At 56.0% G+C, this 14,848-nt stretch carries 15 protein-coding genes; 11 read left to right on the forward strand and 4 right to left on the reverse strand.

All coding sequences use genetic code 11. The features are described from left to right. Window positions 1-2 precede the first annotated feature (2 nt). Window positions 3-797, reverse strand: coding sequence for a nitrilase-related carbon-nitrogen hydrolase (locus EL294_RS00435; protein WP_164715153.1), 795 nt, complete (start codon window positions 795-797; stop codon window positions 3-5). Continuing rightward, window positions 794-1,786 (reverse strand): aspartate-semialdehyde dehydrogenase, encoded by a 993-nt coding sequence (locus tag EL294_RS00440; protein WP_126464574.1) that lies wholly within the window; start codon window positions 1,784-1,786, stop codon window positions 794-796. The genes EL294_RS00435 and EL294_RS00440 overlap by 4 nt, the downstream gene beginning before the upstream one ends. A 106-nt stretch (window positions 1,787-1,892) precedes the next feature. Between EL294_RS00440 and EL294_RS00445 the strand changes: the two genes are divergently transcribed. Beyond that, window positions 1,893-3,047, forward strand: coding sequence for a homoserine dehydrogenase (locus tag EL294_RS00445; protein WP_126464575.1), 1,155 nt, complete (start codon window positions 1,893-1,895; stop codon window positions 3,045-3,047). Window positions 3,048-3,100: 53 nt separating this feature from the next. Here EL294_RS00445 and EL294_RS00450 read toward each other — a convergent pair whose 3' ends face one another. Continuing rightward, window positions 3,101-4,150, reverse strand: coding sequence for an ABC transporter ATP-binding protein (locus tag EL294_RS00450; protein ID WP_126464576.1), 1,050 nt, complete (start codon window positions 4,148-4,150; stop codon window positions 3,101-3,103). A 184-nt stretch (window positions 4,151-4,334) separates the two neighbouring features. On the opposite strand from EL294_RS00450, the gene EL294_RS00455 reads away from it, so the two are divergent. The 3 genes from EL294_RS00455 to EL294_RS00465 are packed head-to-tail and all read left to right on the forward strand — an operon-like array spanning window position 4,335 to window position 7,380. Then, window positions 4,335-5,621, forward strand: a complete 1,287-nt coding sequence (locus tag EL294_RS00455) for an ABC transporter substrate-binding protein (protein ID WP_126464577.1) — start codon at window positions 4,335-4,337, stop codon at window positions 5,619-5,621. Window positions 5,622-5,664: 43 nt separating this feature from the next. Further along, window positions 5,665-6,540, forward strand: a complete 876-nt coding sequence (locus EL294_RS00460) for a carbohydrate ABC transporter permease (protein WP_232006479.1) — start codon at window positions 5,665-5,667, stop codon at window positions 6,538-6,540. A gap of 3 nt (window positions 6,541-6,543) precedes the next feature. Continuing rightward, entirely contained in the window at window positions 6,544-7,380 is an 837-nt protein-coding gene (locus EL294_RS00465; protein ID WP_126464579.1) for a carbohydrate ABC transporter permease, read from the forward strand. A gap of 55 nt (window positions 7,381-7,435) precedes the next feature. On the opposite strand, the gene EL294_RS00470 is transcribed toward EL294_RS00465, so the two are convergent. Continuing rightward, the gene (locus EL294_RS00470) at window positions 7,436-7,927 is read right to left on the reverse strand and encodes an Lrp/AsnC family transcriptional regulator (RefSeq protein WP_126464580.1); all 492 of its coding nucleotides are present in this window, start codon (window positions 7,925-7,927) and stop codon (window positions 7,436-7,438) included. A 475-nt stretch (window positions 7,928-8,402) separates the two neighbouring features. Here EL294_RS00470 and EL294_RS00475 point away from each other — a divergent pair, with 475 nt between their 5' ends. From EL294_RS00475 to EL294_RS00505, 7 genes are read left to right on the forward strand one after another with little or no spacing between them, the layout of a single operon-like run. Continuing rightward, complete coding sequence (locus tag EL294_RS00475; protein ID WP_126464581.1) at window positions 8,403-8,711, forward strand: hypothetical protein; 309 nt, start codon at window positions 8,403-8,405, stop codon at window positions 8,709-8,711. An 11-nt stretch (window positions 8,712-8,722) separates the two neighbouring features. Beyond that, a complete protein-coding gene (locus EL294_RS00480; RefSeq protein WP_126464582.1) occupies window positions 8,723-9,742 on the forward strand; it encodes a V-type ATPase subunit in 1,020 nt (339 codons plus the stop codon). After that, window positions 9,733-11,691: a V-type ATP synthase subunit I gene (locus EL294_RS00485; RefSeq protein ID WP_126464583.1), complete on the forward strand. Its 1,959-nt coding sequence runs from the start codon at window positions 9,733-9,735 to the stop codon at window positions 11,689-11,691. The genes EL294_RS00480 and EL294_RS00485 overlap by 10 nt, the downstream gene beginning before the upstream one ends. 10 nt (window positions 11,692-11,701) lie before the next feature. Beyond that, a complete protein-coding gene (locus EL294_RS00490) occupies window positions 11,702-12,121 on the forward strand; it encodes an ATP synthase subunit C (protein WP_126464584.1) in 420 nt (139 codons plus the stop codon). Continuing rightward, complete coding sequence (locus EL294_RS00495) at window positions 12,121-12,429, forward strand: V-type ATP synthase subunit F (RefSeq protein ID WP_126464585.1); 309 nt, start codon at window positions 12,121-12,123, stop codon at window positions 12,427-12,429. Before EL294_RS00490 ends, EL294_RS00495 begins: the two co-directional genes overlap by 1 nt. A gap of 12 nt (window positions 12,430-12,441) precedes the next feature. Beyond that, on the forward strand, window positions 12,442-13,068 hold the full coding sequence (locus EL294_RS00500; RefSeq protein ID WP_126464586.1) for a hypothetical protein: 627 nt from the start codon (window positions 12,442-12,444) through the stop codon (window positions 13,066-13,068). Beyond that, window positions 13,061-14,848, forward strand: a complete 1,788-nt coding sequence (locus EL294_RS00505; RefSeq protein WP_126464587.1) for a V-type ATP synthase subunit A — start codon at window positions 13,061-13,063, stop codon at window positions 14,846-14,848. The genes EL294_RS00500 and EL294_RS00505 overlap by 8 nt, the downstream gene beginning before the upstream one ends.

Genomic DNA, 14,848 nt, shown 5'->3' on the forward strand with positions numbered 1-14,848 from the left:
GTCTAAACGGAGAGATCTCCGTATATATCGCTGCGGCGTTCTTTCCACAGGTCGAAAAACGCCTTTTCGGCTTCCACTTCGCCGAGATCCAATTCGGCGACGAATACCCCCGGCGCTTGATCCGCCATTACCAGGGCGCGCCCGTCGGGGGCGAAGACACAGCTTCCGCCGCCGCCCATGGCGGGGTAGTCGCCGAGCTTGGTGCAGTTGGTCGCCACGACGAAGCATTGGTTTTCTACCGCCCGGGCGCGGGCAAAGAGGTGCATATGCTCGATGCGGCTGAGATGCCACGCCATGGGGACAAAGAGGATCTTCGATTCGCCCCGTACGGCGAGGCGTACCCATTCGGGAAAGCGCAGGTCGTAGCAGAGCACCATGCCGCAGGCGACGCCCGTCAAGGGAAAGCGGCAGCTACGATCGCCGGCGCGAAAGACCTCGTGTTCCCCGCCTGGGCTGAACAGATGCGCCTTGTCGTAGGTGCTCACGATGCGGCCCGTCTTGTCGAAGACATAGGCGCGGTTGACGCGCGCGCCATCTACGATTTCGGTGAGGCTTCCGCCCACCAGCGCCACGCGGTGCTTGCGGGCAAAGGCGGCCATTTCTACTTTTAGGCGATCGGCCGCGTAGTCGTCCTCGCGCACCAGCACCTCGGGATAAAAGCCCGTGTTCCACATCTCGGGCAGGACGATCACATCGGGTTTCGATTCCATCGCCTGCGCCAACAGCGAAAGCACCGATGCGCGGTTTTCCTCGACCCGCATGGGCCCTATGGGCGCCTGGATTAGTGCGACTTTCAAGCGCGTGCCTCGACAAGGTGTTCCAAGATCTGGATGGCGTTTAGGGCGGCGCCCTTTCGGGTGTTGTCCGCCACCACCCATAGGTTTAAGCTGTTTTCGGCCGAGGGGTCCTTGCGAATGCGGCCCACAAACACTTCGTCTTTGCCTTCGGCATAGATCTGCATGGGGTAGACGAGAGAGGCGGGGTCGTCTTGGAGCACGACGCCTTCGGCTTCCGAGAGGGCGGCGCGAATGTCTTCGAGCGCAAAGGGTTTTTGAAGGGTCACATTGACCGAGATCGCGTGGGCGCTTTTTACCGGCACGCGCACCGCGGTGGCGGTGATCTTCATATCGGGGCGGTGGAAGATCTTTCGGGTTTCGTCGATCATCTTCATCTCTTCTTTGGTGTAGCCGTCCTCGAGGAAGTCGTCGATATGGGGGATGCAGTTATAGGCGATGGGGTAGGGATACATCTCCGGTTCTTCGCCGGCGACGCCCCGCTTTAGATCCGAAAGGCCCTTTACGCCGCTTCCGCTGACGGCCTGAAAGGTGGTAAAGACCACTCGATCGATGCCGTACTTCTCCTCTAAGGGTGCAAGCGCCACCACCGACTGAATGGTGGAGCAGTTGGGGTTCGAGATGATCCCCGCCCCGCCTTTGGCATCCGCCATATTGATCTCCGGCACCACCAGGGGCACCTCCGGATCCATGCGGAAGCGGGAGCTGTTGTCGATCACCGTGGAGCCCGCCGCCTTGGCCGCCGGGCAAAAGCGCGCGGCCAGATCGCCGTCCAAGGCGCTCAGCACATAGTCGAAGGCGCCTTCTTTCAGAGCGTCTTCGGTGAGTTCCCTTACGGTCAGGGTCTTTCCCCGAAAGGCAACGGTCTTACCCGCGCTGTTTTCCGAGGCGAACAGGGTCAAATCCCAATCATCGCTCCGTTCCTCTAAGATATTTCTCATATTCTGTCCGACCAGGCCCGTAGCCCCTAAAATTGCAATACGCTTCGACATACAGATACCTTCTTTCTGAAATATAGTGTTGTTTTTCTTGACTATAGCAAAAACAGTCTAGTATAGTCAATTCAGAATAACGGAGTACTGAAATAAAGGGGGAAGTATGAAAATCGCAATTATCGGATTCGGCACCGTCGGAAGAGGTGCCTACGACATCTTAAAAGACCGCAAAGAAATTCTCGCACAATACACTGAGCCCATAGAGGTATCGTATATCGTCGTCACGGAAAGAAGTAAGGCGCGTCTCGCCGAGCAGTTTGGCGATACGGTCGTCACCGGCGCCGACTACGACCGCGTACTGGACGAGGTGGATCTCATCGCCGAAGCGACGGGAGATACGGAGAGCGCCTTCGATTACATGAAACGGGCGCTGGAAAAAAAGATCGCCGTCGTCACCGCTAATAAGGCGGCGGTCAGCGCCCACTACCGGGAACTCGTCGAGCTCGCCGAAAAAAACGACACGCCCTTTCTCTGTGAAGCCGCCGTGGGCGGCGGGATTCCCGTCCTTACGCCCCTGCGGGGTCTCGCCCTTCAAAATGAGATTCGCGGCGTACGCGGCATCCTAAACGGCACCTGCAACTATCTACTAAACGCCATGTACGACGACGGCGCTGATTACGCGGAAGTCCTCGCCCAATGCCAGGAGATGGGCTATGCCGAGCAGGATCCCACCGACGATGTCGAGGGATTCGACACGCGCAGAAAGCTGCACATTTTGATCGAGATGGCCATGGGCGCCATAGACGGCGACGCGATCCCCACCCGCGGCATCGCAGAGATCGACGGGGACATCGTCGGCTATTTGAAGGCGCGGAACAAAAAGATCAAACTCGTCGCCTCTGCGACAAAGACCGCCCGCGGCATAGAAGCGGTGGTGGAACCGTTGATCGTCGATGCCGACAGCGCCTTGGGCGTACTGCCCCTCGCCATCAACCAGGTACAGGTCAAGGGCCACTGGGTGGGCGATGTCGCCTTTACCGGCCCCGGTGCGGGAAAAGAGCCCACCGGCAATGCCGTCGTCGCCGACATCGTAACCGCCGCGACGAAGAGCGATCTGCCCCTGCTCCGCCGCGAAAGCCTGCCCCTCGCCGGCGTGCGGGGCCGCTACTTCGTCGCATATCCCTTAGAAGGAGACATCGTCGATCGCATCGACGACGGCTATGCGATTACCAAAGAGATCGAACGCGAGCGCCTCTCAGAGCTGCTGCCCGATACGGCCTTCTTCGCCCGCATCGAAGGAGACGAGTGGAACCGTTAATCGTCGCCCGACACAAAAACAGCCCCGCCGAGAAAGGCGGGGCTGTTGCGTGCTTAAAACACGAGGCGGCGTTCGGTGGTGGGATCGAAGAGGTGGATGCCTTCGGTGGGGATCGAAAGCGCCACCCAATCCCCCACCCGATAGGGGGATTGGGCGGGGGCCTTCACGATGATTTCCGCATCGGCACCGCCCGCGCGGGTGAGGGTGATCAATTTTTCGCTCCCGAGATTTTCGACGAGCGTTACCCGATGCCCGTCGCCCGGCGAAAGGCGCGCGTCTTCGCTCCGGATGCCCGCGATAACGGGGCCGTCGGGGAGGGGAATAGCATGTAGGGTGCCGAAGAGATCGAGTGCGCCGTCTGTAATGTGGGTCTCGAAGAGATTCATTTCGGGGGAACCGATAAAGCGGGCGGTAAAGAGATTGTCGGGGCGACGATAGAGCGCATTGGGCGCGCCCTTTTGCAGAATCTTGCCTTCGTGCATCAAGACGATCGTCGTCGCCATCGTCATCGCCTCGATCTGGTCGTGGGTCACATACACCGTGGTGACGCCGAGTTTTCTGTGGAGCTTCACAATCTCCGCCCGGGTCTTGGTGCGTAGCTTTGCGTCCAGATTCGAGAGCGGCTCGTCCATCAAAAACGCCTTGGGATTGCGGACTATCGCCCGGGCGAGCGCCACTCGCTGCATCTGCCCGCCGGAAAGCTGTGCGGGCTTTCGGCCCAAGAGATCGGATATGGCGAGCGTATCGGCCACCGCCGCCACCCGGGCCTCGATCTCCGCTTTCGGCGTTCTCTTGAGCTGCATGGAGATGCCGATGTTTTCGGCGACCGTCATATGGGGGTAGAGGGCGTAGTTCTGAAACACCATGGCGATGTCCCGGTCCTTGGGGTGCCTGTCGGTAATGTCCTCGCCGTCGATATACAGGCGGCCCACTTGCACCGACTCGAGCCCCGCGATAATGCGAAGCAGCGTACTCTTTCCGCAGCCGGAGGGCCCCAAAAGTACCAAAAACTCGCCGTCCGCCACGGCGAGGTCGAAGTCCTCGATCACATTTTGTTGTCCGTCGTACGATTTCGTCACGCCTTCCAAGCGAATTCCCTGCATGGTACATCCCCCTATGTATACGATAAAATATTTCCATTTGTATCGTAACACGGGGGATAGGGGAAGACAACGGAATAGAAAACACCTATGCGCACAGAACGGCATAGGGTTTAACGATTGAAGAATAGAAGGAATTTGCATACACTATATGTGTAGAAAAAATCATATACATAAGGAGGATATCATGAAGAAAGTGATGAGACTCGCATCCATGTTGCTCGCGGCCGTATTTTTATTGGCAGGCTGCGGCGGCGATGCGACGGCGCCGGCGGAAAACGCGCCTGCAGAAGAGGGCAGTGCCACAGACGGCACAGAAATTACGCTGATGATCCCCGACTGGGGTGCCCCCACCGAAGAGATGCTCGCCGAATTTAAGGGCGAGACCGGCATAAGTGTCAAGGTGCTTCCCACTGCGTGGGACGACACCAAGTCCAAGGTTTCCATCGCCTCTGCCGGAAAAAACGCCCCGGCGGACGTAATCGAAGTGGACTGGTCCTGGGCGGGCGAATTCGTAAGCGCCGGCTGGCTCGAACCCCTGGAAGTGGACGACGAGACCAAGGAGGACATTCCCTCGGTTTCCTATTTCGATTTCGACGGCAAGACCTACGCGGTGCCCTATGCCAACGGCCTGCGCCTCGCTTATATGAACAAGAAGATGATGGAAGAGGCGAAGATCGAAAAGGCGCCGGAAAACTGGACCGAACTCGAAGACGCATTCAAACAGCTCAAGGAAAGCGGCGCGGTGGAATACCCCTATCTCTTCCCCCTGGCGGCGGAAGAAAAGACCACCACGTCTTTTATGTCCGTGGCCTATACGCGTAACGGCGTCATCTTTAACGACGACGACACCCTAAATCGCGAGAGCGTCCTCGACGCGTTGACTTTGATCGACGACTGCGTCAAGAAGGGCTATATCAATCCCGATAGCGTATCGATCGCCGGCATCGACACCTTTAAGGGCATCAACAATGCCGAAGGCGCCTTCCTATTCGGGCCCACATCTTATATCACCAGTTCCAACAATCCCGAGGTTTCCAAGGTGGTCGACCAAATCACCACCATCCCCATGCCTTCCAAAGAAGGCCCTGCCGAGAACACCATCTCCTTTACCGAGGCCGTAGGCGTCAGCGCCTTCTCGGAAAACAAGGAAGCGGCAAAGAAATTCGTCGAATGGTTCTCCCGTCCGGAAACCCAACTGGCGCTCAACAAGGCGATCGACAACACCCCCACCCGCACCTCCGTCATCGAAAAGATGGTCGAAGAGGGCATTATCAAGGAACCGGGTTCCATCGTCGAGCAGTCCAAGATCGTCAACACCCCCTTCCCCAACGGCGTGCCCAAGTACTACACCAAGATGAGCACCGAGATGTTCAACCTGATCAACCAAATGGGTCAGGGCAAGATCACCCCGGAAGAAGCCGCCGACAAAATGGTGGAAGCGGTCGACAAATTGATCGAAGAAAACAAATAGAAGAGAGTCGGGTTCGCCCGGCTTTTTTCGTATGAGGTATCCTATGAAACAATCCGCCAAGCGCGCCGCCCTCTTTCTCGTGCCCTGCACGCTGTTGATGGTATTTTCCGTCTTCTTTCCCGTGCTGATCACCTTCGGCTACAGCCTAAAGCATATGAATCTCACGGAGCCGCTGAACGAGGAATTCGTCGGCGCGGTCAACTACACCCAAGTCCTTACCGGCGCGGAATTCCGATCCGCCCTATTAAATTCCCTGGCGGTGCTCGCCATGGTGATCGTCATCGGCATGGCGGTGAGTCTCGCCATCGCCCTGGTGCTCCACCAAAAGACCCGCATCACCCCGCTTTTGATGGCCGTCGTCATCGTGCCCTGGGCGCTTCCGCCCATCGTAAACGGCATTATGTGGAAGTTTATCTTCTTTCCCGGCCCGGGCCTTGTCAACAAGCTCTTGGAGGCTGCGGGGCTGATCCAATCGCCCGTCAACTGGATCGTCGACCGCCGGCTTTTTCTCTTGGTGGTCTCCGTGGTCGTCGCCTGGCGCATCGTTCCCTTTTCCGCCGTCGTCATCCTCTCGAATCTCGAGAACATTCCCCGCACCTATTACGAGGCCATGGTGCTGGAGGGGAGCACGCCCTTTCAGACCTTTCGCTATATCACCCTGCCGCTGATTCTGCCGTCTTTGGGGATCGTGTTGATCAATCTCACCACCACGGCGATCAATGTCTTCGACGAGGTCATCGCCCTCTCGGGCTACCAGTTCGAGAACCAGACGCTCCTCGTCTACAACTACGCCACCACCTTCCAGTTTTTGGACTTCGGCTTGGGGAGCGCGATCTCGTATGTCATTATGGCGATTTCCGCCGTATTCGGCTATTTCTACGTGCGCAATATGACCGTCGAAAAGGTATATAAGGGGTAAACTATGAAACGAAAGCATGTACTCTATATCCTCTGTGTGGCGCTGATCGTCCTCTTCAGCCTGGGGCCGATTGTGTGGTGCTTTATCATCAGCATCAGCCCCGAGCAGGAGATGCTCACCGCCGGGGGCGGGGTTCTCCCCTCGCGCGTGCTCTTCACCCACTACGCGGACATCTTCGACGCCTCTAGCAAGGCGCACCAGGCGGTCTTCGGGGGCCTCGCAAACAGCATCAAGATTTCGCTGCTGACCATCGCCCTGGGCGTGCCGATCTCGTACTTGACCGCCTACGGGCTAGCGCGCTTCGACTTTCCCCACAAAACGCTCTATGTCCGCCTGTTGCTGCTCACGGTGGTGATCCCGGTGTTTACCACCATCATCCCCGTCTACAATGTGTTCCGCGAATTGGACCTCTTGGACAATATCTTTTGGAACTGCGTCATCTATATCTCCTCGTTTTTGCCGCTCAACACCTGGATTATGATGAACTACATCAAAGAGCTGCCCGAAGAACTGTGGCAGGCGGCGGCAATCGACGGCTTCAGCGAGCGCGAGATCTTTACGCGCATCGCCCTGCCGCTTTCAAAGCCCATCCTCCTCACCACCACCCTGATTCTCTTTCTGATGGCGTGGAAGCAGTATATGATCCCCATGATCCTGCTCTCGTCCTACGAAAATAAGCCGCTGACGATGATCCTTTCGGAATTTATGACCCGATACGCCATCGACTACGGCACCATCGCCGCGGTGGGCGTAGTGTCGGTCTTGCCGCCGGCGATCGCGGCGATCCTCTTTCGAAAATTCCTGGTCTCGGGCCTCGCCGCCGGGGCGGTCAAGCGATAGAGACACAAAAACGGAGCCTCCCGAGAACGAGAAGCTCCGTTTTTTGTGGGAAAAATTATTTTTCCTGAATGCGGATCGTGTTGTGTTCGCGAATGTCCTTGCCCTTCACCTGATTCAAGGCGCCGATGGTATTGGTGCGCTTGATGGTGATGCTTTCCCGCAGGCGCATCAGAAAATCGTCGAGCGCCTTGGAAGAAGTGGACTTAATGCGGATTAAAAATTGATACTCTCCCATCAGCTTCCAGCAGTCGGTCACTTCGGGGGAGGATTTTACGTATTCGATAAATTCGTCGAGGGTGTTGTCTTCCTCGGATATGTCGATCAGGCAGAAGGAGTGGATATACGAATCGTCCTCTTCTCCGCCCAATAGGATGGTATAGCCCGCGATGACGCCGGCGTCTTCTAAGCGGTGGATCCGGTTTCGGGTGGCAGAAACGGACAGACTGACCTTTTTGGCGATATCGCTCAAGGACGTCCGACTGTTTTCGTTCAGCAGGGTAAGAATATAGGTGTCTATGGAATCACCGGTAAATCGATTTATGTGCAAAAAAATGCACCTCCCTTAATGCAAAATAAAACTACTTAACCGTATTATACCAAAAAACCGACTTGTTTTCACGGTGGGGTTAATAAAATTTGCAACAAATTTTCCATCTGCCTCGCGACTTCTCACGCGGCGGCCGGCGGCGGGAAAACGGGGAGAATTTCAGGATATCGATGTGGGTTTCAAAAAATCACAAGGCGACGGGAGAACTTCTCTCCTATTAAGCGAAAAGGCCAAAAAAATTTTATCCGAAAAATCAGAGAAAGTACAAGGAAAACTATACCGCCGCCGGCAGAATCGGAAATTGCATATATTATATGATTTACAGCGAAAATTGAGTAATTTCCTTCTTATATACTGCAAGATTTCGGATTCTTTCCGATAGTTTTGCTTTAGCAGATCGAGAGTACTATAATGTTGATGAATTGCGGAAAACGGATTTCCGTTCCCGCCGTTGTATGGAAAGGGGCTATGTTTTTTGGAACAGTTAATTCGAAATGTCATAGACTTGGACGAAAAGACAAAGAAGATGGTGGAATCGAAGGAATCCGCCATCCGCAACGAAAAATCGCAGATGCAGAAAATATTTTCAGAGATGGAGGTAGAACAGCGGGAGCGCTCGAAGCAGGTGGCCCGCGAACAATACGACGAGATCTACGGCGAGGCCCGCGCGGTCGTCGACGAAATCGCCGAAAACAATCGCAAGATGTTAGATCGTGTCGACGAAATTTACAATCGACATAAAGAGGAGTTGGTGGAAGAAGCCTTCAATCTCCTGGACATTTAGCGGGTGGTAATGTGAATTATGCTGCAGTGAATACGAAAGCGGTGGCAGTCTACGCCCGCTATTTGAAAGCAGAAATTCCCCTGAAACTCCTGGAAGCGGGAAACTTAAAGGACGCCGTAAAAATCCTCGAAGAGAGCTGGGGGCTTTCCCTCGGCGATTCTCCCGATCTGTTACAGATCAATGTGGAGATGGAAAAAAAGGTGTACGAGGCGCTCTCGAACTTCGTCTATTATCTTCAGGGCGAGAGCCGAAAGTTTTACGAGGCGCTCCTTTTGCGCTACGAACTCCGGGATTTGAAGCGGATCTTTCGGGCGGTCTACCACCACGAAAATATCGATATGGTGAGAAACAGTATGCTCGCCTTCGACGCCTCTCTCTTGCCCGCCGACGAGGAGATTTCGGGGGAGCACCTGTTCGAGATCCTCTCTCACACCCAATACGGGCGCATGCTCTCGGTCTATAAAGACGTGCCGGGCGACCGGATCCTCTTTTACATCGAAATGGAGCTCGACCGGGCGTATTACGAAAACCTCCTCAAAGAGGCGGAAAAGCTAAAGGGCGCGGACAAAAAGGTCGCCCTCGCGCTATTGAATCGCCACGTCGACCTGTTGAACATCCTCTACATCTATCGGGGTAAGAAGACCTACGACATACTGAGTACCGAGATGGCGAACTTCGTCATCCGCGGCGGCAATATCCCCCGGCACAAGTTGCAGGACTGGGTCTATGCCGACGACGTGGCCGCTTTGGTGGAGGCCGTGGGGCATTCTTCCTTTTCTTTTTTGTTCAAAAAGGGCAGAGAAGATCATATGACCGATATTTATTCGTCCCGGGACTTATCCGAGGTCTACCGGGAGCATTTCTTACACGCGGGGCAGACCATCGCCAAGGTACTGGCGATCTCGGTGCTGTTGGAATTCGCCGTTCGCGACGTATCTACGGTGCTCGAAGGCCTGCGCCTGGGATTCGGAAAGCAAGTAATACGGAATCTGTTGACGATTCCCGTAAAGGAAGGTGAAGTATGGCAGTAGAAAAAATGGTCATGCTCAGCGTCGTCGGTCGCCTGGACGATATGGAAGACATCCTCTTCGATATCCTCGAGTCCGAGTCGCTGGACATGGTCGATGCCATGACCCAGTTGTCTGAAAACAGCAATATCTACCGATTGGAAGACAATGTGGAGATGGTCGTCGACCTGAACAATCTGGCGCCTTTTCCCCAAGACCCGGGCATTCGCTCCCGGGCGAACGAGGCGCAGAAGCTGGTGGAGTACTTCGGCATCGATTCGATCCCCGTCCACCGCATCGATCCCTCGTCGGATCAGACGCAGCGGTTTGAGGCGCTGATCGAGCGGGTAGAGCCCTTGCGCAAGGAATACGAAGACATCAACCGCAAGCTCGAAGAAGCCGAAAACTTTAAGCGCAATGTCGAGCTCTTCAAGAACGTCGACGTGGACCTAAACAAGATCCGCGATTTGGAATACTTTTCCGCCCGCTTCGGCCGGCTCGAAAAGTCGTCTCGGATCCGGCTTAAGGAAAGCTACGAAAACCTCTTGGCGCTCGTATTCCACACCGGTTCCTTCGAAGACGAAGAGGTCTATATGATCCTCTATCCCAACGAAGTCGCCGACGAGATCGACCGGGTCTTAAAGTCCCTCCACTGGATCGACATTCCAATTTTGGAACACGCCGAGGGCACCGCAAAGGACACCCTGGCGCATTTGGAAGAGAACGAAAAGCGCCTCCACCGCCGTATGGCGGTCATGGAAGACGAGCGGGAAAAGATCTACACCGAAGACCGGGAGAAGGTCAAAGACATCCTCGCCCACGCCCTCTTTATGGGACGGGTGGAAGAGGCGAAGCAGAAGATGGCCCGCTCCAACAAGTACTTCCTCGTCACCGGCTGGACCGACGAGGACGGGGTAGAGGAGATCCGAAAGCGGACCGAAAAATACCCCGAACTCACCGTCACCGTACAGGGGGAGGAGGCGGCGGAAAAGGGCATTACGCCGCCGACGAAGCTATCGAACCCCTCGTTCTTTAAGCCCTTTGAGCTCTTGGTTCGCATGTACGGCATTCCCCACTACAACGAGATCGACCCGACCATCTTCGTCGGCATTACCTATATGCTCCTCTTCGGCGCCATGTTCGGCGACGTGGGGCAGGGGCTGATCTTCGTCCTGATGGGCTGGCTGGTCGCCAAAAAGTGGCAACCCGATATGGGGGGCCTGCTTATGCGCATGGGGGCGGCGTCGACGGTATTCGGCTTTTTGTACGGATCAGTCTTCGGCAACGAAGAACTGATCCCCGCCCTGTGGATGCGGCCCTTCGAGAACATTTCGCAGGTGCTCGTCATCGCCATCGGCTTCGGGATCGTGCTCTTATTGCTCGCCTACGGCATGAACTTCTTAAACGCCATCAAGAACAAAGACGTCGCCGGGGGGCTTTTCGGCGAACACGGCCTATTCGGCTTTTTGGTCTTTATTATGCTGCTTCTGATGATCCTCGATGTGGCGGGTGTGGTGACGATCCTCCCCATGTGGGTCGCCGCGGCGATTTTGATCGCCTCCATGCTTTTGATGATCTTCAAAAAGCCCATTATCGCCAAACTCACCGACACCGAGCTGCATTATGAAGGCGGCAAGTCCGGCTACTTTATCGAAAGCTCGTTTTCGATGATCGAGCTGTTGATCTCGACGCTTTCGGGCATCGTGTCCTTTATCCGGGTAGGCGCCTTTGCCATCAACCACGTGGGGCTCTTTATGGCCTTTCACGTAATGGCCGAAATGGCCACGCATAGCGTCGGGAATATACTGATCCTGGTGCTCGGCAATGTCCTCATCATCGGCTTGGAGGGCCTGATCGTGTTTATTCAGGGCCTTCGTTTGGAATATTACGAACTCTTCAGCAGATATTACAGCGGCAACGGTCGCGAATTCCGTTCCGACAAGCTCCGCCTCACGAAAGGCAAACAAAAATAGGAGGATTCCCATGGAAAAGATTTTATTTTTCGCATCTCTGATCGTCATCTCTACCATCGTGGCAGGCTTTATCTATCTCGAGCGGGGCGTATCCGCCGACCGCGCAAAGCTGAAAAGCGCGATGCGGACCAATCTCGCCGTATTTATCCCCACCGTCGTGGCGGCCTATGTGCTCCTCGTCCCCGGCGTCGTAGAAGCGGCGACCGCCCCCGCCGAAGTGAACGGCCTGGGCCTTTTGGCGGCGGCGCTCTCTACGGGCCTTGCCACCATCGGCACGGGCTATGCCGTCGGCGTCGTCGGCAGCGCCGCATTGGGCGCGGTGAGCGAAGACGATTCCATCTTGGGTAAGACGCTGATCTTCGTCGGCCTGGCGGAAGGGATCGCCATCTACGGTCTGATTATCTCCATTATGATTCTGGGGAAACTGTAATGCGCTCCAGGGTCATATCCAGAGACAACGAAATGCTCGTGGCCCTCAGAATGAGCGGTTTTAAAGGGGTATATTGTTCCGATGCACAGGAACTGAATGCCGCCTTTGACGCGGCGCTTCTCGACAAGGAGATCGGCATGATCATCTTAAACGAGAAGGACTTCCGCGAATTGGAAGAAAAAGTGCTCGCGGTAAAAGAAAAAAAACGCAGTCCCTTTATCTGCACCCTGCCCGGCAGGCGGGGCTACAGCGAAAAGGATTTTATCCTGAAATACGTTCGCGAAGCCATCGGGATTAAACTGGAGTAGACAGGTGATACAATGCTGCAAATCGAAAATAAATTAGAGCTCTTTGAAAACGTCGTATACAAGCGGCGCATGCTTGATTTGGACAAGCGAAAAGAAGTTTGGGAGGAGGAACGCAAAGACCTCCTCAAGAAAAAGTCGGAAGTGCTCGGAGCGGAAAAGACGCGCATCGTCAAGCGACGGGAAGATTTGGCGCGGATTCAAGGCAACGAACAGATCGCCAAGGCGCGGGAAGACGAGCGCGTGCTTCGGCTAAAAAAGCTGAACCAGCTCGAGGAAGACTTCGTCGAGGCGATTCGGGCGCGCGTCGGGGAATACACTCACACCCCCGCCTACGGCGAAGATTTGATGAAAGACATCGACGCCTCCTTGGCCGAACTCACCCCGGGCGAGTTTCGCATCGGCCTCGTACAGGCGGATACCGATCGCTATCTCGACGAAATCCTCGCCCGGGCCGAGGAAAAGGGATTTACCCTAAAGCCCTTTGTCCTCGAGGACTACCGCATCGGCGGGCACACCATCAGCGACATCGAGCGCACCTACAGCTTTAACTCCGACCTCTATACCAAGATCGAAGGAAAGCGCTACGAAATCGGAAAACTTCTCTATCGCCTGTTCCGGGAGGAGTTGGATTATGTCTAAAGCAGGAAAAATTGCAAAGATCAACGGCCCCGTCGTCATCGGCCGCCCCATGGGCGACTTTACCATGCGGGAGATGGTGCAGGTCGGGGACAAGAAGTTGATCGGCGAGGTGATCGCCATCCGCGGCGACGAGGGCACCGTACAGGTTTACGAAGAGACCGAGGGCCTAAAGCGCGACGAAGACATCGTCTCGACCGACGGCCCCCTATCCGTGCGTCTGGGCCCGGGGCTGATCGGCAATATGTTCGACGGCATCGAGCGGCCCTTAAACCGCATTAAGGATCTCTACGGCGACTTTATCCCCGAGGGGATCGGGCTCATGAACCTCGATCTCGAAAAGAAATGGCCCTTCGTCCCCGCCGTCTCGGTGGGAGATATCGTAGAGGGCGGCGCGATCTTCGGCACCGTAAAGGAAAGCGAGATCATCGACCATAGGGTCCTCGTGCCGCCCAAGACGCGCGGCAAGGTTGTTTGGATCGCCGAAGCGGGGGACTACAATATCGTGGAGCCGGTGATGAAGATCGCCACCGAGCGGGGCAAAGAAGAGATCGCCATGAGCCACGAATGGCCCGTGCGGATCCCCCGTCCCGTCGAAAAATATGCCGATGCCAATCAGCTTTTGGTGACCGGCCAGCGGGTACTCGACGTATTCTTTCCCATCGCAAAGGGCGGCACCGTCGCCATTCCCGGCGGATTCGGTACCGGTAAGACCATGACCCAGCACTCCATCGCCAAGTACTGCGATGCGGACATTATCGTCTATATCGGCTGCGGCGAGCGGGGGAACGAAATGACCGAGGTACTCGAGGACTTCCCCGAGCTGATCGACCCCAATACGGGCAAGCCCCTGATGGAGCGGACCATTTTGATCGCCAATACATCCAATATGCCGGTCGCCGCCCGCGAGGCGTCGATCTACACCGGCATCACCATCGCCGAGTACTTCCGCGACCAGGGCTATCACGTGGCGATGATGGCGGATTCCACCTCCCGCTGGGCCGAAGCCCTGCGCGAGATCTCGGGCCGTCTGGAAGAAATGCCCGCCGAAGAAGGCTACCCCGCCTATCTGCCGTCCCGCATCGCCTCGTTCTATGAGCGCAGCGGATACGCCAAGACCTTAAACGGCGCGGAGGGATCGGTAACCACCATTGGCGCGGTATCCCCGGCCGGGGGTGACTTCTCGGAGCCGGTGACCGAAAACACCCGCCGCTTCGTCAACACCTTCCTCGCCCTGGACAAGGACCTGGCGTACTCGCGTCACTATCCCGCCATCCACTGGCTCAACAGCTACTCGGGCTATGTGCAGGCGCTTTCGAACTACTACGATAACCGCCTCGACGGGGATCTGCCCACCCTTCGCAAGAAGTTTTTGGGGATCCTCCACGAGGAGGCGCGGCTCCAGGAGATCGTCATGCTCGTCGGCGAGGACGTGCTGCCGGACAAGGAGCGGTTTTTGCTCCAGATCTCGAGAATCATCAAGGACGGCTTTTTGCAACAAAACGCCTTCCACCCCACCGACGCCTATGTGCCCTTGGAAAAGCAGTTCGAGATGCTTCGCATTATCGACACGCTCTACGAAGAGGGCAATCAGGTGCTGGATCTGGGCGTTTCCATCGAAGAGGTCAAAAACGAGACGCTCTTTTCCAAGGTGGTCAATATGAAGTACAATATCGACAACGACGACTTAAACGCCTTTACCCGCCTGAGCAACGAGATTCAGGACTATTACCGGGAGCTGCGGATCGAATACGGCGTATCGGAAGAGCAGATGGGAGAGTGA

The sequence above is a fragment of the Aedoeadaptatus ivorii genome, from assembly GCF_900638585.1.
GTDB lineage: Bacteria > Bacillota > Clostridia > Tissierellales > Peptoniphilaceae > Aedoeadaptatus > Aedoeadaptatus ivorii.